The 26887-nt window shown below is 43.1% G+C and carries 24 protein-coding genes, 1 tRNA gene and 1 pseudogene; 19 read left to right on the forward strand and 7 right to left on the reverse strand.

Translation table 11 applies throughout. The features are described 5' to 3' along the window. Nucleotides 1-243: 243 nt before the first annotated feature. From I4V44_RS06420 to I4V44_RS06425, 3 genes are all read left to right on the forward strand, one after another. Nucleotides 244-921 carry a DUF4317 family protein gene (locus I4V44_RS06420; RefSeq protein WP_196002526.1) on the forward strand — a complete coding sequence of 226 codons (678 nt, stop codon included), beginning with the start codon at nt 244-246 and terminating at the stop codon, nt 919-921. 213 nt (nt 922-1134) lie between these two features. After that, nucleotides 1135-1257: a hypothetical protein gene (locus I4V44_RS17765; protein WP_270410902.1), complete on the forward strand. Its 123-nt coding sequence runs from the start codon at nt 1135-1137 to the stop codon at nt 1255-1257. Continuing rightward, the gene (locus I4V44_RS06425; RefSeq protein ID WP_196002504.1) at nt 1258-1842 is read left to right on the forward strand and encodes a DNA-3-methyladenine glycosylase I; all 585 of its coding nucleotides are present in this window, start codon (nt 1258-1260) and stop codon (nt 1840-1842) included. It begins immediately after the preceding gene. A gap of 5 nt (nt 1843-1847) precedes the next feature. Here the strand turns inward: I4V44_RS06425 and I4V44_RS06430 are convergent, their stop codons facing one another. Next, nucleotides 1848-2516, reverse strand: a complete 669-nt coding sequence (locus tag I4V44_RS06430; RefSeq protein ID WP_196002505.1) for a restriction endonuclease — start codon at nt 2514-2516, stop codon at nt 1848-1850. Between the two features lie 349 nt (nt 2517-2865). Here I4V44_RS06430 and I4V44_RS06435 point away from each other — a divergent pair, with 349 nt between their 5' ends. Further along, nucleotides 2866-3585 carry a GTP pyrophosphokinase gene (locus I4V44_RS06435; RefSeq protein ID WP_025578246.1) on the forward strand — a complete coding sequence of 240 codons (720 nt, stop codon included), beginning with the start codon at nt 2866-2868 and terminating at the stop codon, nt 3583-3585. A gap of 9 nt (nt 3586-3594) precedes the next feature. On the opposite strand, the gene I4V44_RS06440 is transcribed toward I4V44_RS06435, so the two are convergent. Next, a complete protein-coding gene (locus I4V44_RS06440; protein WP_118574542.1) occupies nt 3595-4974 on the reverse strand; it encodes an aldehyde dehydrogenase in 1380 nt (459 codons plus the stop codon). A 114-nt stretch (nt 4975-5088) separates the two neighbouring features. Continuing rightward, on the reverse strand, nt 5089-6324 hold the full coding sequence (locus I4V44_RS06445) for an iron-containing alcohol dehydrogenase (RefSeq protein ID WP_196002506.1): 1236 nt from the start codon (nt 6322-6324) through the stop codon (nt 5089-5091). 527 nt (nt 6325-6851) lie between these two features. Between I4V44_RS06445 and I4V44_RS06450 the strand changes: the two genes are divergently transcribed. From I4V44_RS06450 to I4V44_RS06460, 3 genes are all read left to right on the forward strand, one after another. Then, nucleotides 6852-7550: an ABC transporter ATP-binding protein gene (locus I4V44_RS06450; protein ID WP_118574548.1), complete on the forward strand. Its 699-nt coding sequence runs from the start codon at nt 6852-6854 to the stop codon at nt 7548-7550. 435 nt (nt 7551-7985) lie between these two features. Then, entirely contained in the window at nt 7986-10304 is a 2319-nt protein-coding gene (locus I4V44_RS06455) for an ABC transporter permease (RefSeq protein ID WP_196002507.1), read from the forward strand. Nucleotides 10305-10397: 93 nt separating this feature from the next. Then, nucleotides 10398-10829 carry a DUF6465 family protein gene (locus I4V44_RS06460; protein WP_022381044.1) on the forward strand — a complete coding sequence of 144 codons (432 nt, stop codon included), beginning with the start codon at nt 10398-10400 and terminating at the stop codon, nt 10827-10829. Between the two features lie 189 nt (nt 10830-11018). On the opposite strand, the gene I4V44_RS06465 is transcribed toward I4V44_RS06460, so the two are convergent. After that, entirely contained in the window at nt 11019-12401 is a 1383-nt protein-coding gene (locus I4V44_RS06465; protein WP_119241632.1) for an MATE family efflux transporter, read from the reverse strand. A gap of 259 nt (nt 12402-12660) precedes the next feature. On the opposite strand from I4V44_RS06465, the gene I4V44_RS06470 reads away from it, so the two are divergent. Then, nucleotides 12661-13203: a phosphatase PAP2 family protein gene (locus tag I4V44_RS06470; protein WP_196002508.1), complete on the forward strand. Its 543-nt coding sequence runs from the start codon at nt 12661-12663 to the stop codon at nt 13201-13203. A gap of 97 nt (nt 13204-13300) precedes the next feature. After that, nucleotides 13301-14401, forward strand: coding sequence for a DUF362 domain-containing protein (locus tag I4V44_RS06475; protein ID WP_196002509.1), 1101 nt, complete (start codon nt 13301-13303; stop codon nt 14399-14401). Here I4V44_RS06475 and I4V44_RS18170 read toward each other — a convergent pair. Then, nucleotides 14359-14538: a DUF6783 domain-containing protein gene (locus I4V44_RS18170; protein ID WP_334297958.1), complete on the reverse strand. Its 180-nt coding sequence runs from the start codon at nt 14536-14538 to the stop codon at nt 14359-14361. The genes I4V44_RS06475 and I4V44_RS18170 overlap by 43 nt on opposite strands. Here I4V44_RS18170 and I4V44_RS18175 point away from each other — a divergent pair. Beyond that, the gene (locus I4V44_RS18175) at nt 14488-14601 is read left to right on the forward strand and encodes a DUF6783 domain-containing protein (protein WP_334297959.1); all 114 of its coding nucleotides are present in this window, start codon (nt 14488-14490) and stop codon (nt 14599-14601) included. The genes I4V44_RS18170 and I4V44_RS18175 overlap by 51 nt on opposite strands. 202 nt (nt 14602-14803) lie before the next feature. Here the strand turns inward: I4V44_RS18175 and I4V44_RS06480 are convergent, their stop codons facing one another. Then, a complete protein-coding gene (locus I4V44_RS06480) occupies nt 14804-15391 on the reverse strand; it encodes a cytidylate kinase-like family protein (protein ID WP_020993942.1) in 588 nt (195 codons plus the stop codon). Nucleotides 15392-15989: 598 nt separating this feature from the next. Here I4V44_RS06480 and I4V44_RS06485 point away from each other — a divergent pair. The 8 genes from I4V44_RS06485 to I4V44_RS17585 all read left to right on the forward strand — a co-directional run bounded on the left by I4V44_RS06485 (nt 15990) and on the right by I4V44_RS17585 (nt 24656). Further along, on the forward strand, nt 15990-16808 hold the full coding sequence (locus I4V44_RS06485) for an FAD binding domain-containing protein (RefSeq protein WP_008703340.1): 819 nt from the start codon (nt 15990-15992) through the stop codon (nt 16806-16808). Further along, nucleotides 16798-17265, forward strand: a complete 468-nt coding sequence (locus I4V44_RS06490) for a (2Fe-2S)-binding protein (RefSeq protein ID WP_008703339.1) — start codon at nt 16798-16800, stop codon at nt 17263-17265. Before I4V44_RS06485 ends, I4V44_RS06490 begins: the two co-directional genes overlap by 11 nt. A gap of 2 nt (nt 17266-17267) precedes the next feature. After that, a complete protein-coding gene (locus I4V44_RS06495; protein ID WP_173680912.1) occupies nt 17268-19685 on the forward strand; it encodes a xanthine dehydrogenase family protein molybdopterin-binding subunit in 2418 nt (805 codons plus the stop codon). Continuing rightward, nucleotides 19682-20773 (forward strand): DUF6077 domain-containing protein, encoded by a 1092-nt coding sequence (locus I4V44_RS06500; RefSeq protein ID WP_196002510.1) that lies wholly within the window; start codon nt 19682-19684, stop codon nt 20771-20773. The genes I4V44_RS06495 and I4V44_RS06500 overlap by 4 nt, the downstream gene beginning before the upstream one ends. A gap of 18 nt (nt 20774-20791) precedes the next feature. Beyond that, entirely contained in the window at nt 20792-21640 is an 849-nt protein-coding gene (locus I4V44_RS06505) for a hypothetical protein (RefSeq protein WP_196002511.1), read from the forward strand. A gap of 162 nt (nt 21641-21802) precedes the next feature. Beyond that, nucleotides 21803-23380 carry a Na+/H+ antiporter NhaC family protein gene (locus tag I4V44_RS06510; protein ID WP_420314756.1) on the forward strand — a complete coding sequence of 526 codons (1578 nt, stop codon included), beginning with the start codon at nt 21803-21805 and terminating at the stop codon, nt 23378-23380. Nucleotides 23381-23554: 174 nt separating this feature from the next. Continuing rightward, nucleotides 23555-23626, forward strand: a tRNA-Arg gene (locus I4V44_RS06515). A gap of 124 nt (nt 23627-23750) precedes the next feature. After that, on the forward strand, nt 23751-24656 hold the full coding sequence (locus tag I4V44_RS17585; protein WP_020993940.1) for an SH3 domain-containing protein: 906 nt from the start codon (nt 23751-23753) through the stop codon (nt 24654-24656). Nucleotides 24657-24814: 158 nt separating this feature from the next. Here I4V44_RS17585 and I4V44_RS06525 read toward each other — a convergent pair whose 3' ends face one another. After that, nucleotides 24815-26050 (reverse strand): polysaccharide deacetylase family protein, encoded by a 1236-nt coding sequence (locus I4V44_RS06525; RefSeq protein WP_196002513.1) that lies wholly within the window; start codon nt 26048-26050, stop codon nt 24815-24817. 181 nt (nt 26051-26231) lie between these two features. Between I4V44_RS06525 and I4V44_RS06530 the strand changes: the two are divergent. Continuing rightward, a pseudogene (locus tag I4V44_RS06530) lies at nt 26232-26885 on the forward strand (pseudouridine synthase); the annotation flags it as partial. Nucleotides 26886-26887: the final 2 nt, after the last annotated feature.

Here is a 26887-nt window from a genome sequence, read left to right on the forward strand (position 1 = left end):
ATATTCTGAAAGAAGGAAAAAGAATATATAAAAAATGTGCATAATAGCACAGAAAAGATCCGTAACCGGATAAAAAAAGAACCGCGGGACACGCGGGGATAGCCTGTTTTAGCTTTGCCCTGAAGGGCAATTGAGCAGGAAGCTCCCACTTCAAAATCTGTAAGATTTAAGTGGCGAGAGCATGTCACGTATGATATACTGACCATAAAAGAAAAGCTTTTTGGAGAGGATGGAACCATTTTGATGAATAAAAAAGATACAAAGATCAACCGAAATGATATGCTGGAATTAACCCGCAGGATGACATTATCCAGAAACTGCTTTGTGCGTGCAGCAGGAGCATATATAGATGATGAGGGATACATAGATAATACCTTCAATGTAAGCTTCAAAAATATGAGCAAACATGATCAGCAGGTAAATCTGGATCTTGCGAAAACCATTCCTTTTTCCAAAACAAATGAACAGTTAAAATGTTATAAATTCCCTGAAGGGGATATGGCATATGACAGCATCCATAAACTGCTGATGGCATTATCGCAATACGGATTAAAAGATGATCTTCTGGTTCAGACTCTCTGTGAACAGCTTGCGGAGGGAATCTGCAGTACAAGAGATTCATCAAATAGAACAAACCGTCTGCAGGGACAGGAGTTTGGAATTTATATTTATCATGGAATATATGATATTCCCAAGAAAGGCTCAGACCACAGCGAACAGTGGGAGTCAGAAGAAATATACAGTTTCCTGATCTGTGTGGTGGCTCCGGTAGATAAAGATTACAATGCCGGAACTCCAAAATGCGGCTTTATTTTCCCTGCCTTTGAAGACCGCTCCGCAGAACCTGGAAAAATAGATGTATTCTTTGAAATACCGGAGCATCCGGACGAAGGATTCCTGAACAGGATAATAGAGCAATAATCTGAACAAGGTGATCATTTATGAGGAGTGCGATAGATAAATTTTAATTATACCATATGCAATTCAATTTAGTCATTTTGTGTATAAATGACTAAATTGAATTGCGTGATGACTAAATTAACGATAAGGTGTTAGTTGATTTGTTAATGCAGGAATATTTCGGATAGAAGTTTTCTGTATTTTTAATGTTTTCGTGAAGAATCGGGTGATTATATGGCAAAAATGACAGTGTATAGTCTTTCTATTGTACAAATGAAAAAAATTCAGGATGTAATGTTAAAAGCCTGTGCAGAGAATGAAGCTATTTGGAGAAATATATGGAAAGGCGGTATATGAATGAAGTGGGCAGATGGCAAGATACGATGCTGCTGGGCAAATCCGAGAAATGAGCGTTACATCCGTTATCACGATGAGGAGTGGGGCGTTCCGGTGCATGATGACCGGAAGCTCTTTGAAATGCTGATATTGGAGTGCTTTCAGGCGGGTCTGTCCTGGGAATGTGTTCTGAACAAGCGAGATGCTTTCCGCAAGGCTTTTGACAACTTCGATCCGGAGAAAGTCAGTGCTTACACTGAGGACAAGCTGGAAGCACTGCGGAGTAATCCCGGCATCATACGAAACCGCCTGAAAATACAGGCTGCCGTTACCAATGCATGGGCATTCCTGGAAATTCAGAAGGAGTACGGCAGCTTTTCAGACTATATCTGGCATTGGACAGATGGCAAAGTAGTCTATGAAACCGGACAGACAAGTTCGGAACTGTCTGACCGTATATCAAAAGATTTGAAAAAACGCGGCATGAAGTTCGTGGGAACAACGGTCATCTATGCCTATTTACAGGCAGTAGGAGTTCTCTGTTCTCATGAGCAGGGCTGCTTTTTGGCAAATCAGGAAGCTGAGCATTATAATAGTTATTCATAAGACTTTTATTTCCTGATTTTTATCCATCCTGCATGAAGCAGATATACACCTGCCGGAATCAGGGAAAGCAGATGTATATTTGTGCAGCTGCCTGTTTCTGCATATGTCGGCAGAATGAGTGTATGAAATGCAAGATAAAGATATGCGCCTGCAGCAATGAGATTACACAGAAAAAAACTCCAGCCGAAGATACCGGAAATAGAAGCTGTAAGAATGATGATCAGCGTCAGGGTATCAGGAACAAAGGGAAGATGAATAAAATCAAATTCAGGTTTCAGGGAGAGAAATGCGAGCACTGCGTAAAGAAAAAGCACTGCATTTAATAAACTCATGATTTTAAACGGTAAACTGTAAAAGGGTGTAACAGGGCAGTCAGGCCATAGTTCAACATCCAGTTTCTGTGCAAGCTGGGTTGCTGACTTTGTAAAGGTTATGTTTGTCATTACAACAGCTTTATCGCAGTCGTAGAAGTTTGCACCTGCATAGGCTTCCTGAACAGCTTTATTTCCAACGGGATGGGTGTAATATTTACATTGTATCCCGTATTTTTTTCGATGTTTGAAAGCAATGATATCGATTCCCTGGTCTCCGGAGCTTTGGGTTACTTTTATTTTAGAAAAATGCTTTCGCTTTAGTATCTTTGCACATTGATATTCAAATTCATATCCATCCATGTGTTGAGTCTCCTGTATTATATAAAATTGTATAGCAGTCTGCAGCAAAATAAGAATACCATGTTTGATGATAAAGAACAAGTGTTTTGCGAAGAAAAGAAGAATGGGTTATTGTTTACTGGCTGGTTTACTGGTTGCGTTACTGAGACGTTACCGAGAATGGAATAAACAGTAACGAGAATGGTTACTCTTTGCGGGAATTGTGTTATAATAGTCTTTGATTTATTGCTGCTGAAAAAAGTGGACAGTTTATAGCGAGCCTATTAAATGCACTATTTACGAGGATTGCTATAGTAATTATACAAAACCGTAAGAGGGGGATGAACATTTGAAAAATTTTGAAGAAATTATGTCGGAACGAAAAAACCGTATAGAAGCCAGAAAGGACGAGCTGATCCGCAGGAGTCTGCTGTCTGAAGAATTTCTGGAAATGATCCAGAAAAATAAAAGGCCCTTTGATCTGCTGATGTCTTACTATCAGTGTGCTGTCATGGAGATTGAGACAAAATTCAGAGTGCTGAATCAGGAGTATTCCCTGGAATATGATAAAAATCCTATCGAAGGTATTAAAACCAGAATTAAATCTTATGACAGCATTGTGCGGAAAATACGCAGAAAAAATATTCCCATGTCTTTAACTGCTATAGAAGAAAATATCAAGGATATCGCAGGTGTCCGGGTAATCTGTTCTTTTCCGGAGGATATCTATGAGCTGGCAGACAGCTTTCTGCGTCAGGATGATATTGTACTGATCGAGAAAAAAGATTATATAAAAAATCCAAAACCCAGTGGTTACAGAAGCCTGCATCTGATCGTGCAGGTGCCTATCTTTCTGCAGAAAAACAAAAAAATGGTAAATGTGGAAGTCCAGTTTCGAACTATTGCCATGGATTTCTGGGCAAGTCTGGAACATAAGCTTCGCTATAAAAAAGATATCCCGGCAGATCAGGCACAGCAATTGCAGGAGGAGCTTCTGGCGTGTGCCACCCAGAGTGCTCAGTTGGATAACCGGATGCAGGAAATTCGTAATCAACTGGTCAGCAGAGCTGATAAGGGGAATCAATCCTGAGAAAGTTCCTTATTTCAGGAACTTCCTCAATAATTTTTCATAAATTTTTCTATATGGCTGGTATCTCATTGGCAGATCCAGCCATGTTTTTTTGTCTACAATACTCTTATAGTGGGAGAAGGTATGAAAACCGTCTTTGCCATGGTAGGAACCCATTCCGCTTTCACCAAAGCCGCCAAATCCCATCTCACTGGTTGCCAGGTGGATGATGGTGTCATTGACACATCCGCCTCCGAATCCACAGTGGGAAGTAACTTTTTCCGCAGCTTCTTTGTCGGAGGTGAAGATATATAGTGCCAGAGGATGTGCCATGGAGTTGACCTTTTCGATGGCCTCATCCAGGGAATCATAGGTCAGCACAGGAAGCACAGGACCGAAGATTTCCTCCTGCATTACTGCATCCCCGAAGGTTACATTATCCATAACAGTAGGAGCGATCTGAAGAGCTCCCGGATTGTTGTCACCGCCGCAGACTACCTTGCTGGGATCGATCAGATTGCAGATACGAGTAAAGTGCTTTTCATTAATGATTTTCCCATAATTCTTATTATTCAGAGGTGTGGAACCAAACTGTTTCCTGATCTGTTTCTGGATCTGTCGGATCAGTTCATCCTTGATTTCTCTGTCGCAGTAAATATAATCAGGTGCTACACAGGTCTGACCACAGTTGAGATATTTTCCAAATACAATTCTTCTGGCTGCAAGTTTCAGGTTGGCACTTTTCTCTACAATGCAGGGGCTTTTACCGCCCAGCTCCAGGGTAACCGGGGTCAGATGTACAGATGCTTTTGCCATTACTTCCCTGCCAACATGCTGGCTTCCTGTAAAGAAAATATAGTCAAAATGTTCATTGAGAAGAGTGTTATTTTCCGCACGTCCGCCGTTTACCACAGCCATATACTGGGAATCAAAACATTCGGTGATAATGGTTTCAATCACCCGGCTGGTGTGAGGAGAGTAGGCACTTGGTTTCAGTACAACTGTATTTCCGGCTGCAATCGCATCGATCAGCGGATCAATGGTGAGCAGGAAAGGATAATTCCATGGACTCATAACCAGGACCACACCATAAGGAGATGGCTTCTTATAGCTTCTGGAAGCGAACTGGGCAAGGGGTGTCAGTACTGTTTTTTCTTTTGCATAGGAAGGAGTATGGCGGATCATGTAGCTGAGTTCTGAGAGCACAAGTCCCACTTCGCACATATAGGATTCAAAGTTACTTTTTCCAAGGTCACGTTTCAGTGCTTCATTGATCAGTGGTTCATATTTCTGAATACAGGTCTTTAATTTTTTTAAGGCATCCAGCCTTTTTTCTACCGGTAAAGTGGCACCTGTGTAAAAATAGCTGCGTTGTTTCTGAACGATTTCTTTAATTTCTGTTTCTGTCATAATACATTATTTCCTTATATAATATAGATATCAGGTAACTATTGAGAGTCTGCAGGTTCCTGTATTTTGATATTTTTATAAAAAACGCTTTGCAGGATAGAAGAATATTAACAGTTACTTCTCAGCTTCTGAGGTATTTTCCTTGGAAGTCAGAGACATCAGCATGTAATAAAATTTCTCCAGTTCGGAAGCATCCATAAGCTTCGGCACAGGATACAGAGGATTGGCCTCTTTATCTGCATAATGGGAAAGCTTGGGGATATCTGTTTCCTGAATTTCTTTTACAATATTTACGATTCCAAATCGCTCTTTCATCTCTTCAATTGCCCGGATAAAAAGCTCTGCTGCTTCATGGTCCGGCGTATTTTTGTCTGCAAGTCCTGCTGCAATGGCAAGTCTGTGGAGCTTTTTGTCAATGCAGGAGCCATATTCCCGAAGTACCAGCGGCAGCAGAATGGCATTGGCAAGTCCATGGGGAACGTTGTACTGTCCACCCAGAGAGTGAGCGACTGCATGAACATATCCTACATAGGATTTGGTAAAAGCACAGCCTGCGTAGAAGGAGGCGTGGAGCATATTTCGTCTTGCCTGAATATTATCGCCATGCTCATAGGCAATGTCTATATTTTCAAAAATCAGTTTTACCGCTTTTAATGCATCCCTGCGTGTATCAATGGTGGTGGAATTGCCAATGTATGCCTCCACTGCATGAGTCAGGGCATCCATACCTGTAGTTGCGGTGATAAATGGGGGCAGGCTTAAGGTAACCTTGGGATCCAGCACTGCATAGCGGGGAATCAGCGGGAAATCGTTGATTGCGTATTTATATCTGGTGTCTGCATCTGTGATCACAGCGGCGAGAGTGGTCTCGCTTCCTGTTCCGGCAGTGGTTGGAACTGCCATGAGAAGGGGAAGCTTCTTATGCACCTTCAGGATTCCCTTCATCTGAGCCAGAGAATGATTGGGTTTGACCGCACAGGCACCGACTGCCTTGGCACAGTCCATGCTGGAACCGCCACCGAAACCGATGATGGCATCACAGCCTTCTTTATGGTAAAGCTCCAACGCCTCGCGGACATTGACAGTAGTAGGGTTGGCAACTGTTTTGTCATAAATGGTATAGGGGATACCGGCCTCCTTTAAAGCTTTTTCCAGTCTTCTGGTAAGTCCAAGCTTCATGATACCGCCATCTGTAATGATCAGTACATGAGTGCATTTATGGCGCATGATGATTTCAGGGAGTTCTTTGATGCTTCCTGCGATTTTGGGTTTTCTGTAAGGTAAAAAGGGAATTGCAATGTGAAAAGCTTTCTGAAAAGCCCTGCAATATATTTTTCTGAGAGTGTTCATGGATAATTCCTTTCCTGGGGGCAGCCTGCTGTTTTGCAGACTGCCGGACAGCAGTTACTTCAGAAAAAAATATAACAAGGTAAAAAAGAAAAGTCAATATATTTTGATATTCAAAACTATAAACAGGACAGGGCATATGAACAGTAATGGTGTACTCAATTCTAACAGATTTGTGGAAAAACTGGGTATTCAAATGTTGTTGCGAAATGTTGTAATTTATATGTTACTGTTCACACACCACTATCCCGCGAGGTGTTTTGGCATGAATATGCCAAAATCCCGAGACATACAAGCCAAAATTCCATTGCCGCAGGCAATCTGGAATGAATTTTGGCTACGTTACTGTGAACGGAGTGAACAGTAACATTTATATCCATAAAATTTTACGAAACTACGAAAATCAGTTGACAATGGAGTAAGTTTATACTAACCTAAAGTTAGCGAAGTATAACACTGCTATGAAACAGCAGTGCTATATGAAAGAAATTTGCTCCATAGTAAGTGGGTATGAGGGAGGAATGAAAAAAATGTTTCTGCAGATACAGGGTATTAAGAAGTCTTTTGGTGCAGGGGACAGCCGGGTGGATGTGCTGAAGGGACTGGATCTTGACATTGAGAGAGGGGAGTTTTGTGTGCTTCTGGGGCCGTCCGGTTCCGGTAAGTCCACGCTTCTGAATATTATCGGTGGGATTGACAGTGCAGATGAGGGAAATCTGGTCATAGACGGAGAGCGTCTGGCGGATATGTCGGAGAAGAAGCTGTCTCTGTACAGACGTAAGCATCTGGGATATATTTTTCAGATGTATAATCTGATCCCAAATCTTACAGTGCGGGAGAATATAGAGGTGGGAGCCTATCTCAGTGATAAGCCGCTGGATGTAGATGAACTGCTCCATACGCTGGGAATCTATGAACATCAGAGAAAGCTTCCCAATCAGCTTTCCGGCGGTCAGCAGCAGAGGACTGCTATCGGCCGTGCCATTGTGAAGAATCCGGACATTCTTCTCTGCGATGAGCCTACAGGAGCCCTGGATTATAATACTTCCAAGGAAATCCTGAAGCTGATCGAGACGGTAAACCAGAAATACGGAAACACCATCGTCATGGTAACGCATAACGATGCCATCAAGGATATGGCTGACCGGGTGGTGAAACTTCGCGATGGGATGATCCGGAAAAATTATATGAATGAACATAAGATTCCGGCAGCAGAGTTGGACTGGTAAGGAGGCATATGGTCAACTACTCATCACCTAAAGGTAATGGGCTTGTAACTGCCCAGTCGTAGTAACGGCTTACGCCTCCGACCTTTTATCCCCAATAGGTATTGCTACCTAAAGTGACGCTACATCATAGGGTGGTTGACAGCGCCCTTTACAGACAAGATATACTCATCTGTAACTGTATCAGGTACTAAACTTCCCATGCTATACAGCAAACATTCTTTTACGGGTAAGATTTTACGCAATACGCGAGTTTTGTATTGCAACCTCATATCTTGTCAATGCACAAAAGAGTGTCTTTGATGAGCAGCACATCTAACGGTTTTCTCTTTAAAAACTGCTACGGTTATTGTAGCATATTGGATAACAATTTACAAGGCTCCTCCCACCGCCTAAAGGCAGTGGGTTTCTGCCTATGACAAAGGAAAGGAGTTATTTATGAAAAATCCTTTACGCAAACGTCTGCCCAGAGAACTGAAGGGGGAACTGGGAAAATATCTGGTGGTCTTTATTCTGATGGTATTGACCATAGGAATGGTTTCCGGATTTCTGGTGGCAGACGGAAGTATGATTGTTGCTTATAATGATGGATTTGAAAAATACAATATAGAAAACGGAAATTTCCGTACCAATCAACAGATATATAAAAGCCAGAAAGAAGAAATCCAGAATCTGGGAATAAAGCTGTATGAAAATTTCTATATTGAAGAGCCTTTGGATAATGGAAGTACCATGCGCTTTTTCAAAAACAGGACAGAAATCAATGGAGTATGCCTGATGAAGGGAGAACTTCCAAAAGCAACAGGGGAAATTGCCATTGACCGCATGTATGCAGACAATAATGAACTGAAGGTGGGAGACACCTTGAAGAGCCAGAGAGGTAAGCAGACCTGGAAGGTTACAGGGCTTGTGGCACTGTCTGATTACAGCTGTCTTTTTCAGAATAATAATGATTCCATGTTTGATTCTGTGAAATTCGGAGTTTCTGTGGTAACACCGGAGGAGTTTGATACTCTGGATCAGGATAAGCTCCAGTACAATTATTCCTGGATCTATGACAAACAGCCCAAAACAGAAAAAGAGGAAAAGGAAGTTTCAGAAGAATTGATGGAAAATATAGGGGAAATTGTTACCCTGGAAGCTTTTGTACCCAGATATCTGAATCAGGCCATTACCTTTACCGGGGAGGATATGGGAAGTGACAAGGCTATGATGATCATATTGCTATACATTGTAATTGTCATTATGGCTTTTGTATTCGGAATTACTATCAGTAATACGATTCGCAGGGAAGCAGGGGTTATCGGCACGCTCAGAGCTTCCGGCTATACCAGGAGAGAATTGATCCGGCATTATATGGCATTGCCTGTCCTTGTTACACTGGTAGGAGCACTGGTGGGAAATATTCTGGGATATACAGTGTTTAAGAATGTATGTGCAGGAATGTATTATGGCAGCTATAGCCTGCCTAGCTATGTGACCGTATGGAGCGCAGAAGCTTTTCTGCTTACAACAGTAGTTCCGGTGATCATTATGCTGGTGATGAATTATGGAGTTCTCCGATACAAATTGTGTCTTTCCCCGCTGAAATTCCTGCGCAGGGATCTTTCAGGCAGAAAGAAGAAAAAAGCAATTTATTTAAGCCCTGTTATAAAAATCTTTTCCAGATTTCGTCTTCGCGTGATCTTTCAGAATATGAGCAATTACCTGGTACTGTTTATCGGGATTATCTTTGCCAACCTGCTGTTGATGTTTGGATTACTTCTTCCTTCGGCCTTATCTCATTATCAGGTGGAAATCCAGAATAATATGCTGGCAAAATACCAGTATATGCTTCAGGTTCCGGTAAGTGCAGCCAGTGGAAACAAATTTGACAGTCTGTTTTCTATACTGGAATTCTATATGTCTGCGGAAACAAAGAATGAAGATGCAGAAGAGTTTTCAGCATATTCTTTAAATACTCTTCCCGGAAAGTATAAGAGCGAGGAGGTTCTTTTGTATGGAATCGAGCCGGACAGCAGATATGTAAAGGCTGATCTTGATAAAGGAATCTATATTTCCAGTGCTTATGCGGACAAATATGGGATTCATCCCGGAGATATCATTACCCTGAAGGAAAAGTATGAAAAGGAACAGTATTCTTTTAAGGTAACAGGAATTTATGATTATACGGCAGGCCTGAGTGTATTTATGACCAGAACTCAGCTGAACGAAACCTTTAATCTGGGAGAAGATTATTACAGCGGCTATTTTTCTGATACCAGGATTACAGATATCAAAGACAAATATATTGGGTCAGTGGTGGACCTGGATGCACTGACCAAGATTTCCAGACAGTTGGATGTGTCTATGGGAAGTATGATGGGAATGGTAAATGGATTTGCTATTGTGATCTATATGGTACTGATCTATCTTCTTTCCAAGATCATTATCGAAAAAAATGCCCAGTCTATTTCAATGGTAAAAATCCTGGGCTATACAAATGGCGAGATCAGCAGGCTGTACATTCTGTCTACTTCAATGGTAGTAGTGTTCTGTCTGCTTGTCAGTCTTCCAATAGAAACAGCGGTTATGAAGGTTCTGTTCAGGGAGATGATGCTGTCAAGCATTTCCGGCTGGATTACGCTCTGGATCGACCCGATGATCTATGTGCAGATGTTTGCAGCAGGAATTATTACATACGGAATCGTGGCCTTGCTGGAATTTCGGAGAGTGAAGAATATTCCTATGGATGAAGCCTTAAAAAATGTTGAGTAGGACAAAATTTGATAAAAATTTGACATTATCTGGAATTTGTGATACGGTTACACAGGAAACTGTTAGACCAATCAGTTGGAATAGGAGATTATTATGAGAAAAAGAACAACTTCAAGAGCAAAGGAAACTATTAAAGAAGCAACAACAAAGGCTACAGAAGCAGTCAAAGAGACAGTTGAGAAAACAACTGTAAAGGCTTCAGCAGTAATTGAAGAAGCAAAAGACGCTGCAGCCGATATTGCGAAGGCTCCGGTTGTAGAAGAAGCAAAAGAAACTGTAAAGAAGGCAGTGAAAGAAGTGGCTAAAAATATCGACATCAAAAAATTCGCAGAAACAACTATCGAATTACCTGGTTTTGCAGTTACAATGAGCTCCATCGAGGAAGCAATCAAAAAAGACATCAAAGACAAAGGCATCGAAGGAAAAGAAATCAGCGTTTATGTAAATGTTGAGCAGAAAGCCGCTTACTACACAGTAGACGGACAGGGCTCTGACGATTACAGAATCGACCTGAATACATTATAATCTGTAAGCATTTTTTATAAACCGAAAATGGATGTCTGCAGGGATCCGGAAAGAAAATCTGCAGACATAAAAACAGCAGGAATGTTCAGAAAATGAGCAGACCTGCTGTTTTTACGTACTATTGTTTGTTTGGGATAATAAGTGGGAATCCTCCGCAGGGGACTTACTTGATTCGGTTAAAATGATATCTCAGGAAGCTTTCTGCTCAAACAGATTCTCCCTTGTAATATTCTGCGCCCATTTCCCCTGGCGGTAATGATGGAATACCCATGGCCATTTCACAAACTCATCTGTACATAGCAGGAAGTAGACCCACAATACCGGAAGCTTCAGGACAAAGGCCGCAAAAAATCCCAAAGGTACCGCATATACCCACATATCAATGGTATCGCAGATCAGCCCGAACTTCGTATCACCGCCTGCGCGGAATACCCCGGCGATCAGGGCTGTGTTTACAGCAGAACCCATAATATAATAGGTATTGATAAGCAGCATGTACTTCAGATAATGCATTGCGCCGTCACTTAAGGATGCAAATCTCAGAACCAGAGGAGTGATGGCAAATACGATCACACCGCCAATGGCACCGGCTATAATGGTCATCTTCAGCATTCTGGAGGCATACACCTTCGATTTCTCCAGATCCCCTTTTCCCATAACATTTCCAAGAAGAATCGTTCCCGCACTGGCAATTGCAAAGCAGAACACAGAACCGATATTGCGGACAACCGTAACCAGAGAGTTGGCTGCGACGGCATCTGTTCCGAGGTGTCCCAGGATTACAGAGTACATGGAGAAAGCAACACTCCAGGAAACGTCATTCCCAAGAGCGGGAAGTGACAGCCGGATGAAGTCGCCAAACAGCACTTTACTGCGGATAAACATAAAGGTCAGGTTCAATTTAACATCTTTGCTCAGGAAAGAAACGATCACGCATGCTGCCAGTTCGATCAGTCTGGAAACAGCAGTTGCAATGGCAACACCTGTAGCCCCCAGCTTCGGTGCGCCGAAAAGCCCGAAGATAAAAGTGGCATTCAGGATAATATTCAGTATAAAAGCCAGCATATTCAATGCCATACTGATCGTTACGCGTCCGATGCTGCGCAAAATCGCCAGATAAACCTCTGTAATTCCCCAGCAGAGATATGTAATTCCCATAATCCTCAGATAAGAAGAACCGATAGAGATCAGTTCCTGATCAGAAGTAAAAATCTTCATCATAAGCTGAGGAGCGGTAAATGCGATCAGTGCTACGATTCCCGAGATTATGATAGAAAAGCGGAGGGCAATTCCCTCGATCGCATGAATAGCCTGCATATTATTTTTTCCGAAATACTGCGCACACAGAAGAGAGGCACCTGTGCCAAGTCCATAATATACCATAAACAGGATATTGGAGTAATTGGCAGCCAGAGACACCGCAGAAATCGCAGACTGTCCCACATAATTAAGCATAATTACATCTGCGGAGTTAACCGCTGCGCTGAGCAGATTCTGGATAATGATCGGAATCGTCAGTTTAAGCATCTGCCGGTAAAAATTATCCTTACCGACTGATAATGTGTTTATCATATTTACCCCCATAATAAGTATTTGCCTGATCAGGCAGTTCTATAAGTCTGCTCTCAGCATAATCCTTCCGGCAGAAAAACGCTATCGGTATTTTGACTGATTTCTACGTTATTTTGACTTTTGAGGATATGAATAAATCAAGGAGACATAACCTGGCTTATAATAAACCTTGCACAAAAGAAATCGGACTGATATAATTCGTATGTATTTTGAGAGGAATACATACTGTGACTGATAAAAAATATAATGGGAGAAGTTTATGGCGACATTACAGCAATTAGATATGAATATTTTACTGTGGATCCAGGAACATTTAAGGGTGGATGCCCTGACTCCGTTCTGGAGAGCAGTCACCTTCCTCGGAAACGGAGGATGGTTCTGGATCGTATTATGTGTGCTTCTGATTTGTTTTGGGAAAACACGCAAAACAGGAGTGACAGCGGCACTCTCGCTGCTGTCAGGGTTTCTGATCACAAATCTGCTGATAAAAAATGCAGTAGCCCGTCCAAGACCTTTTGATACTTATACACAGATCATTCCGCTGATCACCGGACCGAAAGACTATTCATTTCCATCCGGCCATACCTGCGCTTCCTTTGCCGTTGCACTGGTCTGTCTGCGGATGCTGCCCGGGAAATGGGGAATTTTGCCTGTTGTTCTGGCCGGAATGATTGCTTTTTCCAGACTCTATCTGGGCGTACATTATCCGGGGGATGTTCTGGCAGGATTTCTGGTGGCATTGCTCACAAGTACAGTGGCATGCAGGTTGATGTGGAGAACATTTTCACCTCAGAAAAGCTGACCGGTTCAGAAGAAAACTTCCGGGGGAAAATACAAAAAAGATATGCAAAAATCAGCAGAAAAATATTCGAATGTAAAGTGTAAAGGATAATCTTGTAATGAACAAAAATGAAATCTATATAAAGAGCGGAACCAATTACAAAGAAATGACAAAGGAACTGCTGGCACAGTGCGGTCTGGCGTCTGTAATTTCAGATAAAAAGATGCAGATTGGTATCAAGCCTAATCTTGTATCACCTTCCGAGGCTTCATGGGGAGCTACCACACATCCGGAAATTGTGGCGGGAATTATTGAGTATCTGCAGGAAAACGGATATGGAAATATTGCCATTCTGGAAGGCTCCTGGGTGGGAGATAAGACCACAGAAGCATACGAAGTGTGTGGATATCGTGAACTAACGGAAAAATATCAGGTGCCCTTTTGGGATATGCAGAAAGACAAGGGGATTGAAAGAGATTGCAGGGGGATGAAACTGAACATCTGTGAACGTGCGGCAAATATCGATTTTCTGATCAATGTTCCGGTATTGAAAGGCCATTGTCAGACAAAGATCACATGTGCATTGAAAAATATGAAAGGATTGATCCCCAATACAGAGAAGCGTCATTTTCATGCGATGGGACTGCATGAACCGATTGCACATCTGAATGCGGGGCTTCACCAGGATTTTATCGTGGTTGATAATATCTGTGGGGACCTGGATTTCGAGGATGGCGGAAATCCGGTAGTGATGAACCGTATCTGGGCGGGGACGGATCCGGTACTGATCGATTCTTATGTATGTCAGATCATGCATTATACAACGAAAGATGTACCGTATATTGAACTGGCAGAGAAGCTTGGGGTTGGAAGTACTGATCTGAAAAATGCCCGCATCATATACTGTGAGGAAAATGCCCGCAAAGAACTTCCGAAATCAAGAAAAGTGGTAGAACTTCAGGATGCAGTAGAAGAAGTAGAATCCTGCAGTGCCTGCTATGGTTATCTGATCCCGGCTCTGGAAATGCTTAAAAATGACGGCCTTTTCGAGAAACTGGACACGAAAATCTGCATCGGCCAGGGATACCGCGGAAAAACAGGAAAACTGGGTGTAGGTGCATGCACCTGTAAATTTGAACATAACGTAAAGGGATGTCCCCCTACAGAGAATCAGATTTATGATTTCCTGAAGCAGTATATTCTGGGAGAAAATAAATAATATGATATCAGGGTCCTAGAGTGTGTTTGAAAAATCATTCTCACAATCTGCACGCCCCACTTTGTGGTATATTTTGCCCGAATTCGATTGCCGTAGCCCGCTACGACGCCCTCATTCGGACAAAATCTCCCACAAATTGTGACGCACATCTTGCGAAAAGCATTTTTCAAACACGCTCTAGTACATCGTTTTCGAAATAACTATACCACTCACTTGTCTGCGAATCCGATTGCACAGGTCTAAAAGCCTCAGCGTAGCCCGCTACGCCTGCGTTTTTATACCAGCACACTCGAATCCGCATCCTATGCGATTGGTATAGTTATTTACGAAACGATGTACTAGGTTCAAAAAGTCGTTCGTGCCTGCATGATAAGACTTTTGAATCTGGAACCCTGTTTGATTTTACAATGCCATCTTTATCATCTGTATAATTTTATCCTGCTCAAATTTACTGCTGTCAAATGCCAGATGATACTGGGAAATATCTTTCCATTTCTTATCTGTAAAGTACTCATAATAAGTACGCCGTTCTTTATCCACTTTCTTAACCAGCTTCTGTGCACTTTTTTCTTCCCGTCCCGTACGCTCGATGACAGTCTGTACACGATACTCAAATGGTGCATGGATAAATACGCTCAGGCATTTATTGTCGAGGATGTGATTGGCGCATCGGCCAACGATCACACAATCTTCTTTCTCAGCAGCATCCAGAATAATCTTTCGCTGAAGGTCAAAGAGCACATCATTCATGGGAACAAAGTGAAAATCGCTGTCCATCTGAAGTTCATGGTCAATGGGAAAACGCCACTGGCTGCCACGTTTCTCATCAACCTTGGCAAGCAGATCAAAAGGAATATTCTCTTTCTGAGCTGCAATATCGATCAGCTCTTTGTCATAAAAAGCAAATCCAAGCTCTTCTGCCAGAGCTTTACCGATCAGGCGGCCATTACTGCCGAGCATCCTGTTTATTGTAATCACGCGTTTACTCATAATCAAACCCTCCTTTATGACATCTCTGTTATTGAACGATATAGATTCAGGCGGATATTCGCAAATTGTACCTGTTATCTGCAATTAACAGTGATAAGTCTTTTATTTGTGAACATTATAACATTGATACTTGAAAAAATCCAGTAAAATATATAAAAAACCAAATACATTACGAAAATATTTGGGTACAGTGCACAAAAACGATTCGCAATGAAACAAATGATGCAGTTAATCCGATAATATTTTGAAAAGTGTTTTTTTGGATAGTTTTATCAATAGACACTTTTGGCTGTCATATGCTAGAATTAGAGTAATATTTACAGCAAGCAGCAAAGCGGATGATATTGTCCGCCTGACCAGGATTACTGCCGAGACATACAAGCCAAAATTCCATTGCCGCAGGCAATCTGGAATGAATTTTGGCTACGTTACTGAGAACGGAGTGAACAGTAACAAAAATTTATTTATGAAATAGAGGATATTTATAGATTTTTTCTCTAAGTTATGGTATTATATTAAATTGGCTGTCTGACGACAGATCCGAGTCAAAATATTACAAGAGATATGAAAAGTATGTAAGAAAGGGATACGATACATAATGCTGAAAATCAAAAGCTATGTAAAGGTAAACAGTCTGGCGGAAGCTTATGAACTGAACCAGAAGAAAACAGCCCGTATTCTTGGGGGAATGGTCTGGATGAAAATGGGCAACAGAGCAATATCCACAGCGATTGATCTTTCCGGTCTGGGACTGGATGCGATTTCGGAGAATGATGACGAATTTGTCATCGGATGTATGACTCCGCTTCATGACCTGGAGACAAATGAAGCTCTGAATACCTACACACATGGAGCTATGAAAGAAAGCCTTTGCCACATTGTAGGTGTACAGTTCAGAAACTGTGCCACTGTGGGAGGAAGCATTTATGGAAGATATGGCTTCTCAGATGTTCTGACCATGTTCCTGGGAATGGATACATGGGTAGAATTATATGATGCAGGCCGTATTCCACTGACTGAATTTGTAAATATGAAGAAGGACAATGACATCCTTGTAAATATCATCGTGCGAAAAGAGCCACTTCTTACCTGTTACTTAAGTCAGAGAAACATAAAAACAGATTTCCCGGTGCTGACCTGTGCAGCTTCTGTGATCGGAAATGAGGCAAGGACTGTGATAGGTGCCAGACCTGCACGTGCCATGATCGTGGAAGATAAGAAGCAGATCCTGAAGAATTTCCGGAACATGACAAAAAAGCAGAAGGAAGAGGCAATCGAAGCCTTTGCAGAATATGCGGCAGAGAACGTTCCTACTGCAGGCAATATGCGAGGATCAAAGGAATACAGAACCCTTCTTGTAAAAGTACTGACAAGAAGAGCCTGGGAAGCAGTAGGAGGGATGAAAAATGAATATTAATTTCTGGCTTAACGGAGTGAACCGCCACGCAGAGATCTCCCCGGATACACTGCTGATCGATTTCTTAAGAAAACAGGGCTGTTTCAGCGTGAAAAGAGGCTGCGAAACTGCGAACTGTGGTCTTTGCACAGTTCTTATGGACGGTCGTCCGGTGCTTTCCTGCAGTACACTTGCAGCCCGCATTGAGGGAAAGAAAATCGTTACATTGGAAGGAATGCAGAGAGAAGCGCAGGAGTTTGGAAGCTTTCTGGCGAATGAAGGTGCGGAACAGTGCGGTTTCTGCAATCCGGGATTTATCATGAATGTATTTGCGATGCTCAACGAGATCAAAGATCCCACAGAGGAGCAGATCAAAGAATATCTTGCGGGAAATCTGTGCAGATGTTCCGGTTTTGTTTCCCAGACAAGGAGTATCCTGAAGTTCCTGAAATATAAGAAAGCACAGGAGGAAGCATAAAGATGAAATATGTAAATCAACCTGTACGTAAAACAGATGCAATGTCACTGGTAACCGGAAAGCCTGTCTATACAGATGATCTGGCACCAAGGGACTGCCTGATCGTGAAGATACTGAGAAGTCCCCACGCCAACGCCTGGGTGGAAGATATTAAAACAGGTACTGCCGAGAAGGTGGCCGGAATTGCATGTATCCTTACCTATAAAGATGTACCTCAGAAACGTTTTACCCTTGCCGGCCAGACTGCACCGGAGATGAGTCCGGATGACAGACTGATCCTTGACCGTCATGTACGTTTTGTGGGAGATGCAGTTGCCATTGTTGCGGGTGAGACAGAAGAAGCGGTAGATAAAGCATTGAAGAGAATCCGCGTAGATTACCGCGTGGAGACACCGGTTCTGGATATCCACAAGGCAAAAGATAATCCGATCCTGGTCCATCCGGAGGATGACTGGAAACTGAAAATCCCTCTTGGCGGAGACAACAAAAGAAACTTATGTGCATCCGCAGTGGAAGAACATGGAAATGTAGATGAAGTCCTGGCAAAGTGTAAATATACTGTAGAGCGCACTTATCATACAAGAGCAAACCAGCAGACTATGATGGAGACTTTCCGCACAGCCTGCTATATGGATCATTTCGGCAGACTGATCGTTCTGTCCTCAACACAGATCCCATTCCATGTGCGAAGGATCGTTGGAAGGGCACTGGACATTCCTGCTTCCAAAGTACGTGTGATCAAGCCAAGGATCGGTGGCGGCTTTGGTGCAAAGCAGACCTCTGTCAGTGAGATCTATCCGGCGATCGTGACCTGGAAAACAGGCCGCCCGTCCAAGATGATCTTCTCCAGATATGAGTCCATGATCTGCTCTTCACCGCGCCATGAGATGGAGATCACAGTACGCGCAGGTGCAGATGAAAATGGTATCATCAAGGCAATTGATCTTTATACTTTGTCCAACACTGGGGCATACGGAGAACACAGTTCTACAACAGTAGGACTCAGCGGTCATAAATCAATCGCTCTTTACAGACATACAGAGGCCTACAGGTTTGCTTTTGATGTTGTCTATACAAATGTGCAGGCTGCAGGTGCCTATCGTGGTTATGGTGCAACCCAGGGTATTTTTGCAGTGGAATCTGCAGTAAATGAGCTGGCACATAAGATGGGAATGGATCCTGTTAAGGTAAAAGAAATGAATATGCCTGTAGAGGGCGGTCCTCTTCCGGGATATCCGGATGTTCCTTATGCACAGAGCTGTTCCATGGACCGCTGTATGGCGCGCGCCAAAGAGATGATGGACTGGGATTCCAAATATCCATGCAGGGATATGGGAAATGGAAAGGTCCGCGGAGTCGGTGTTGCCATGGCTATGCAGGGTTCCTCTATTGCAGGAGTTGACGTAGGCGGCGCAGATATTAAGCTGAATGAAGATGGTTCTTATACACTGGCACTTGGATGTACGGATATGGGAACCGGCTGTGATACCGTTATGGCACAGATCGCGGCAGACTGTCTGAATACACCTATGGACAACATAGTAGTATTCAGCGTGGATACGGATATCTCTCCTTATGATTCCGGCTCCTATGCTTCCGCCACAACCTATACCACCGGTGTAGCGGTTATGAAGGCCTGCGAGGAACTGAAGAAAAAAATCTGTAAGCTTGGCGCAGAGATGATGGAAGTAGATGAGAGAAAAGTCGATTTTGACGGTTCCTGTGTATTCTATGATGAGACACTTGAGACAGACGATGGGGCAGACGGAAATGCAGCAGGCCATATGACAGATGCAGAAGAGGGCTATAGTGTTGATATGGATGCCATCAGTTCTGAAAATGCCCAGAAGAAAGTTTCATTGGAAGATATTGCATTAAAGAGCACTTTCTTTAACAATATCGAGCTTCAGGTTGTGAAACAGCATTCTTCACCGATCTCGCCGCCGCCGTTTATGGTAGGTATGGCAGAAGTAGAGGTGGATACAGAGACAGGCAGTGTGGATGTCCTGGATTATGTGGCAGTTGTTGACTGCGGTACACCGATCAATCCGAATCTTGCACGTGTACAGACTGAGGGCGGTATTGCACAGGGAATTGGCATGGCTCTCTGGGAAGATGTACAATATACAGATAAAGGTAAGATCCGCAACAATTCTTTTATGCAGTATAAGATCCCAACCAGACAGGATATCGGAAATATCCGCGTAGATTTCGAGTGCAGTTACGAAAAGAGCGGTCCTTTTGGTGCCAAATCCATTGGCGAACTTGTAATTGATACTCCATGTCCGGCACTGGCTGAGGCAATTTATAATGCAACAGGTGTGCGTCTGACAGAGCTTCCGATGACTCCTGAGAAGATTGCCATGGAGATTTTGAAAAACCGCGAATCCATCCGGTCAGGGACAAAGGTGGAAGAATGAGAGAATTATGCCTTGCCTGTGCAGGTTTTGCCCTGGAGTTTATAGTTTTTTATGCAGCAGGCATTGTTCTGGTCCGGATATTGAAAGTAAAAGGGGATTGTTCCCTGACTTTCATACTGGGATATCTGGTTTACTTTGCAGTGTTTGAACTGGTGATCGTACCGATGACACTGAAATGGGTATCCCTGACAGCTGCGGCTTATATATGGGCAGGAATCATGGCTCTGGTTATCTGCGCAGCTGTGATCTGCACAATAAAAAAACAACTGAGAATACGTGCCGGACAAACGGAAACATGTAGTGGGATTTTTGGAAGCATTTCTGAAATATGGAAAAATCACTCTGTGATGATTATCCTTGCAGGTGCCGTAGTATTGCTGCAGTGTCTGATTGTGATCTTTTACGAGGATACAACAGTAGATGCGGCGTATTATGTAGGTACAGTGAGTACTTCTGTATACACAGATACTCTTGGCAGATATAATCCCTTTAACGGAGCGATCCAGAAGGCATTTCAGGCCAGATATGTTTTTTCCGCATATCCGATGCATAATGCAGTGTGGTGCAGACTTCTGGGAATCCATCCCATTGTGCAGGCAAAGCAGGTAATGTCATGTATGAATGTAGTGACTGCCAATCTGATCATTTATCAGATCGGTAAGAGACTGTTTGACGGAAACAGGAAGAAAGCAGATCTGATGCTTGTCTTTGTCTGTGTTTTACAGCTGTTTTGCGGTACGATTTATTCCTCCGGAACTTTTTTCTTTACCAGAAGCTACGAGGGAAAAGCCATCCTTGCCAACATTGCCATCCCTGCAGTTCTCATGTGTGCCGTCTGGTATCTGCAGGAGAAAAACAGCAGGAATGTCTGGATCATATTGTTTGTCACAGCGGTCAGTGCGCTGACATTTTCCGGTTCTGCGATCATCTTTCCGATTGTGATCGCAGCGGGAATGGCTCCGGCGGCAGTTATGAATAAGAGATTTTCGGGGTTGGTATATTGTGCGGTGTGCATGCTTCCGTCAGCATTATATGCGGCTGTATTTTTTGCATGCAGAATCGGTCTGCTGACGCTGGCTGCATCATAATACAGAAAGGAGAGAAAAATGGCAGGTGTAACAATTCAGGAACTGGGACTGCGCTTTGTTGATGCATGCATGAAGCTGTACTGGGGTTCCTGCTGGTATCCTCTTCTGTTTGCTGTGGGACTGATCTGCACACTGGTCCTGGGGAGAAAAAGAAAATCTGGGATATTTATCGGCTATACAGTGTTTCTGCTGCTGACAGTATATAATCCGCTGGTTGTAAAATATCTTATCTCAAAGGCTAAGTTTGAGAATGAATATTATCGGTTTATCTGGATTCTTCCTGTGATCCCGGCGGTTGCCTACTATGGAGTCAGGCTTGTGACCGCTTTTAGAAAGACCTGGATAAAAGTTCTTATGGCTGCAGCTGTGCTGACGGGTTTTGTGATTCTGGGAAATCCGCTGGACGGGGTAGTGACTGATTTTGCAATGGCAGAGAATATTTATAAGGTGCCCAATGATCTGCGTGCAGTCTGCGATGTGATCCACCAGAACCAGGAGAATGATTTTCCAAGGGTTGTTTTTGACGGCAGTCTTAACAGTATTGTGCGACAGTATGATGCGGGGATCGCCACTGTAATAAGCAGAAATGCAAGTATCTACAGATCAGGCAGTACAGTGGCGGGAAATTATGATGAGAACAGCAGTTTCTATAAAAGACAGAAAGCATTGCTGGATGTGATCGATTATCATATCTATGAAGATAAAGAAAGGTTTCAGGCTGCGTTGAAGAAATCAAAGACAGATTTCGTAGTAACACAGATCGGGCTGGTTGACCATGATTTTCTGACAGAGTGTGGTTGTGAACTGATCGCACAGACGGAATCCTGCTACATTTACAGATTTGATCATAGCAAGCCTCGTAAATAATGCATATTGATCCGGCTCATCAGAGCGTGAAATTCTGCCAAGCTGTTTCAAATGCATTAATTAAGAGGCGTGCTATGATCGAAATATCATATATCTTACAAGAGAAGGAGAAAAGAAATGAAAAGTAACATAAAAAGACTTTCACTCTGCCTTTCAGCACTGATGCTGCTGATACTGGCAAGTCCGCTGACTGTACTTGCAGCAGAGGAAGAGGTGGCTGCATCTGCGAAATTTTACGGCACATTCTGGTCGTTGGTTCCGCCGCTTGTTGCCATTGCACTGGCACTGATCACCAAAGAAGTATACAGTTCACTGTTTGTAGGAATACTGGTTGGTGCACTGTTCTACTCTAATTTTAATTTCGAAGGAACAATCCTTCATATTTTTGAAGGCGGAATGATCAGCGTTCTGACAGATTCTTATAATATGGGTATCCTGATCTTCCTTGTTATTTTGGGAACCATGGTATGTCTGATGAACAGGGCAGGCGGTTCCGCGGCATTCGGACGCTGGGCCAGTAAGAGGATTAAGAGCAGAGTTGGTGCGGAACTCGCAACCATCATTCTTGGTGTACTGATCTTTATTGACGATTATTTTAACTGCCTGACAGTAGGAAGTGTTATGCGTCCTGTGACAGATAAGCACAATGTGTCCCGCGCAAAGCTGGCGTACCTGATCGATGCCACAGCAGCACCGGTATGTATCATTGCGCCGATTTCTTCATGGGCCGCGGCAGTCAGCGGATTTGTAGAAGGAGAGGATGGAATTTCCCTGTTTGTACATGCGATTCCCTATAACTTCTACGCACTGCTTACAATCTTCATGATGGTGGCAATGGTTCTTATGAAAGTAGAATTCGGACCAATGGGTGTTCATGAGACAAATGCTTTAAAAGGCGATATCTACACAACACCTGCACGTCCTTATGCAAACGCGGCTGAAGATGAGAAAAGTAATCCGCGTGGCAAGGTGATCGATCTTCTGATCCCGATCGTAAGCCTTGTAATATGCTGCGTAATCGGTATGATCTATACAGGTGGTTTCTTTAGCGGAACTGATTTTGTAACTGCATTTTCACAGAGTGATGCATCTGTGGGACTGGTGCTTGGAAGCTTCTTCGGACTGGTTATCACGATTGTTTTATATCTGATACGTCGTGTTATGAATTTCAGAGACTGTATGGCGTGTATTCCGGACGGATTCAAGGCAATGGTACCTGCGATCCTGATCCTTACTTTTGCCTGGACATTGAAGGCCATGACAGACAGCCTTGGTGCATCTGTATTTGTATCTGCAATTGTTAAAAGCTCTGCAGGCGGGCTGATGAATTTCCTTCCTGCAATTATCTTTGTGATCGGGGCTGTTATCGCATTTGCGACAGGTACTTCATGGGGAACCTTTGGTATCCTGATCCCGATTGTTGTTAATGTATTCTCAGGAACAAATCATGAACTGATGATCATCTCTATTTCTGCATGTATGGCAGGTGCTGTATGTGGAGATCACTGTTCACCGATTTCCGATACAACCATCATGGCATCAGCAGGTGCACAGTGTGAACATGTAAATCATGTCAGCACACAGCTTCCCTATGCAATGGTTGCAGCAGCAGTATCTTTCCTGACTTATATTATCGCAGGATTTGTACAGACAGCATGGATCGCACTTCCGGCAGGAATCATTCTTATGGCGATCACTCTGGTGATCATCCGATTGAAATTCGACGATCTGAAAATGTAAATAAAACCGGGCAGTCAGCACAATGCATGACTGCCCATAATTTTTGACTTGTAACAAAATAATGCATCTTTTGTAACAAAATAAAAAACTTTACTTTTTTCGGTAATTATGATAATATAGACCTTGTATTAAATAAATTATATAAATCCTTTGAAAATCAGATTTTCAAGATACGCGCCTGTAGCTCAGTGGATAGAGCAGTGGTTTCCGGTACCATGTGCGGGGGTTCGATTCCCTTCAGGCGTGCTGCCTGGGACGTATGTACAGTTCCGGTGCGTTGTATCACAGGAGTTATCAGAATCGGGAACTGTCAGAAATCGTATGGCGGCAGTGAACGGAGCAAACGGTAACTCATAAGGAGGACAAGAACTTGGATGATTTTAGAGAATGGTTATCAGATAATCTCCGGTATTTTATGCTGGGTGGAGCTATTCTGATAATTGTGGTTGTCCTGTTTTGCGGCATTCGAGCCTGTTCCGGAAGTAATAAGGGGAATTCCGGAGATGAACAGAAAACCACATCCGAAGACCAGGGAAATGTTCCTTCTTCTCCGATAAGTGAAGGGGAGTCTGACGAGAAGAAAGAAGACGCCAATCCCATGGAAACAGCAGATGCAGACGTTACTGCATTGATCACGAGCTATTATCAGGCTCTGGGGGAAAAAGATATTGCAACGCTGAAGACTCTGGAAGATGATTTCACACCGTCTGATGAGTCAAAAGTCACAAATTTGAAAGATTATATCGAAGGGTATGAAGTAGGCGATGTGTACACGAAGAAAGGTATGACAGATGATTCTTACGTGGTTTACGCCTGTTTCTCGTATATCTGTCAGGGCGTTGAGACCAAGGCCCCTGCACTGACTCAGTTCTATGTATATAAGAACAGCGAAGGAAACTGGGTGATCAATAACGGAGCTTTACAGGATTCTGAGATTTCCGCATATATGGAAAAACAGTTATCAGACAGTGATGTTTCAGCTCTTATAAAGAAGGTGCAGAATGAACTGGATCAGGCACAGCAATCTGATCCGTCTCTTGAAGAATTCCTGAATGGTCTTGGGGAGGAAGCAGGTGTGTCAACAGAGGCAGAAGATGGCACGATGCTTACTGCTTCGGAGGAATGTAATGTACGCGCAGAAGCCAGCACAGATGCTGATATCCTTGGCGTGATCTCAGCAGGTGATCAGGTTCAGAAGACAGGTACTGATGGTGAATGGGTTCAGATCGACTACGACGGTCAAACCGGATACATCAGAGGAGATTTACTTGAATAAAATTGAATATGGAACGTAAAAAATACAGGCGGTTATCCTTGTGGTGGTAACTGCCTGTATTTTACGTTCCGTTTTTCTGACATTGTTTTTGTCAGCTTCTGCCGGAGATTTTGCTGTTTTTATTACTTTTCGCAACTTCCGCAGGGGATTTACTTGATTCAATTAAATTCACCGTATGTAACTCCTGCCGATAATTCTGTCTGATGCAGGGAAGCCAGTTCGTGTACTGTTACAAGTTGATAGCCTTCTTTGATAAGCTGCGGGATCAGGATCTCGGCTGCATCTACAGAGGTGCTGAAAATGTCATGCATCAGAATAATGGAACCATCTTTTACGTTATTCATGACTTCCTCAACCGTAGATTCCACATCCTGCGTTTTCCAGTCCAGAGTGTCAATGGACCACAGAATCATCGGGGTTCCCACAGTTGATTTTACCGTATCATTAACAGATCCATATGGCGGGCGGACCACCGAAGTTCCCTCACCTGTAAGATTTACAAGCTGTTCATCCACTCTTGCAATTTCTGAACTGATCTCATCCGAAGAAAGAGTCGCCAGATCCTTATGGTCATAAGTGTGGTTTCCAAGTTCACAGCCCAGTTTCTTCATGCGTTTTACTTCGTCCGGAAAACTGGCAATCTCAGTACCCACCATAAAGAAAGTTGCCTTTGCATTATTTTCTTCCAGACAGTCCAGAAGACGGCCTGTAAAAGAGCTGGGACCATCATCAAAAGTAAGGGCGACCGACTTCTTTGCCGTAGATGTACCGGACTTGTCAGAGGTAGCTGACTTATCTGAAGATTTCTTCTTCGAGGATTTTTTCTTTGGTGTATAACCTTTCAGAGAACCATCTGTATCCAGTTCATAAGTTTTCTTATCTATTATCACAGTCCCTGTCTGCAGAATGCCATCCATATCAAAATAATACCGCTTCTTTCCGATATCTGTCCAGCCTGTCTGCATAATACCGGTCTCATCCATATAGTACTGTTTCCCGTCTGTATCTGTGAACCATCCTGTGTATGGCTTATCATCCACCAGAAACATCCAGTTACTTCCACTGGAAGCCCAGCTGCCCTCTGATGCCTCAGGCGAGATCTCAGTGCTTAATGCAGGACCGCCCGGAGAAGTCTCAGATGAATCTGAAGAAGTGCGTCCAAACAGTTTCCCGGAAGAAGAATCCGTAAAATTATCATTGCTATCAGTCAATGTTTCCTCAGAAGTAAACTCCGCAGAATCCTGATCTTCTGACACGAAAGCTCCGGCATCGCTGATGGCATCTGCCTGTGAAGTCACAGCGGAAGAACGGGTGAAAATTCCTCCAAGTATCAGACACAGAATAACAGAAAGTGCGATCAGCCACCGGTTTGTACGTGGTAAATTCTCTGACATGAAAGCCTCCTTTTTGATAAAATCAGTGACAAAAAAGATATCCTGTCATTCGATATCATACAATAAAATCTGACAAAATACAAGGCGATTCCCCATTCCTGCCCTTTTGAAAAAAATTCCAGAAAAATTCCATCAAAATTTCACCGTTGATAAGATGTACAAAAAATTATATAATAGAACAATGGACGAAAAAATCAGAATAAACAAATATTTAAGCGAGGCAGGCATATGCTCCAGACGGGAAGCCGACCGGATGATTGAAGAGGGAAGGATTACGGTAAACGGAAAAAAAGCAGAAAGCGGTCAGAAAGTCAGCCTGGAAGATGAGATCTGTGCAGACAATATACCTGTCCATAAAAATGAAAAAAAAGTACTGCTTCTTTTTAACAAACCCAGAGGGATCGTGTGCAGCACAAAGCAGCAGTTTGATGAGACGACGGTAACAGATTATCTGGATTATCCTCTGCGTGTTTATCCTGTGGGCAGACTGGATAAAGAATCACAGGGCCTTCTCCTTCTGACAAATGAAGGAGATCTGGTCAATAAGATCATGCGCGCCGGAAACTATCATGAGAAAGAATATTTTGTGACAGTGAATAAGCCGGTGGACAGGGAATTTGTCCGAAGGATGAGCAAGGGAGTCCCTGTTCTTGATACAGTGACCAGACCATGCAGAGTGGTGCAGACAGGAGAATGCAGCTTTCGGATCATTCTGACACAGGGACTGAACCGGCAGATCCGCAGAATGTGCCGGTATCTGGGATATGAGGTACAGAAGCTGAAAAGGATCAGGATCATGAATCTGACTCTGGACGGGATCAGAGAAGGCGAATACAG

The organism is Blautia sp. 1001283B150304_161114_C9 (assembly GCF_015668165.1).
Taxonomy (GTDB): Bacteria; Bacillota; Clostridia; order Lachnospirales; family Lachnospiraceae; genus Blautia_A; species Blautia_A wexlerae.

Excerpts from the sequence above, each read along its gene's own strand:
- I4V44_RS06420 (WP_196002526.1), top strand. The coding sequence starts at position 244 with ATGAATAAAAAAGATACAAAGATCAACCGAAATGATATGCTGGAATTA.
- I4V44_RS17765 (WP_270410902.1), top strand. The coding sequence starts at position 1,135 with ATGGCAAAAATGACAGTGTATAGTCTTTCTATTGTACAAATGAAAAAA.
- I4V44_RS06425 (WP_196002504.1), top strand. The coding sequence starts at position 1,258 with ATGAAGTGGGCAGATGGCAAGATACGATGCTGCTGGGCAAATCCGAGA.
- I4V44_RS06430 (WP_196002505.1), bottom strand. The coding sequence starts at position 2,516 with ATGGATGGATATGAATTTGAATATCAATGTGCAAAGATACTAAAGCGA.
- I4V44_RS06435 (WP_025578246.1), top strand. The coding sequence starts at position 2,866 with ATGTCGGAACGAAAAAACCGTATAGAAGCCAGAAAGGACGAGCTGATC.
- I4V44_RS06440 (WP_118574542.1), bottom strand. The coding sequence starts at position 4,974 with ATGACAGAAACAGAAATTAAAGAAATCGTTCAGAAACAACGCAGCTAT.
- I4V44_RS06445 (WP_196002506.1), bottom strand. The coding sequence starts at position 6,324 with ATGAACACTCTCAGAAAAATATATTGCAGGGCTTTTCAGAAAGCTTTT.
- I4V44_RS06450 (WP_118574548.1), top strand. The coding sequence starts at position 6,852 with ATGTTTCTGCAGATACAGGGTATTAAGAAGTCTTTTGGTGCAGGGGAC.
- I4V44_RS06455 (WP_196002507.1), top strand. The coding sequence starts at position 7,986 with ATGAAAAATCCTTTACGCAAACGTCTGCCCAGAGAACTGAAGGGGGAA.
- I4V44_RS06460 (WP_022381044.1), top strand. The coding sequence starts at position 10,398 with ATGAGAAAAAGAACAACTTCAAGAGCAAAGGAAACTATTAAAGAAGCA.
- I4V44_RS06465 (WP_119241632.1), bottom strand. The coding sequence starts at position 12,401 with ATGATAAACACATTATCAGTCGGTAAGGATAATTTTTACCGGCAGATG.
- I4V44_RS06470 (WP_196002508.1), top strand. The coding sequence starts at position 12,661 with ATGGCGACATTACAGCAATTAGATATGAATATTTTACTGTGGATCCAG.
- I4V44_RS06475 (WP_196002509.1), top strand. The coding sequence starts at position 13,301 with ATGAACAAAAATGAAATCTATATAAAGAGCGGAACCAATTACAAAGAA.
- I4V44_RS06480 (WP_020993942.1), bottom strand. The coding sequence starts at position 15,391 with ATGAGTAAACGCGTGATTACAATAAACAGGATGCTCGGCAGTAATGGC.
- I4V44_RS06485 (WP_008703340.1), top strand. The coding sequence starts at position 15,990 with ATGCTGAAAATCAAAAGCTATGTAAAGGTAAACAGTCTGGCGGAAGCT.
- I4V44_RS06490 (WP_008703339.1), top strand. The coding sequence starts at position 16,798 with ATGAATATTAATTTCTGGCTTAACGGAGTGAACCGCCACGCAGAGATC.
- I4V44_RS06495 (WP_173680912.1), top strand. The coding sequence starts at position 17,268 with ATGAAATATGTAAATCAACCTGTACGTAAAACAGATGCAATGTCACTG.
- I4V44_RS06500 (WP_196002510.1), top strand. The coding sequence starts at position 19,682 with ATGAGAGAATTATGCCTTGCCTGTGCAGGTTTTGCCCTGGAGTTTATA.
- I4V44_RS06505 (WP_196002511.1), top strand. The coding sequence starts at position 20,792 with ATGGCAGGTGTAACAATTCAGGAACTGGGACTGCGCTTTGTTGATGCA.
- I4V44_RS06510 (WP_420314756.1), top strand. The coding sequence starts at position 21,803 with ATGCTGCTGATACTGGCAAGTCCGCTGACTGTACTTGCAGCAGAGGAA.
- I4V44_RS06525 (WP_196002513.1), bottom strand. The coding sequence starts at position 26,050 with ATGTCAGAGAATTTACCACGTACAAACCGGTGGCTGATCGCACTTTCT.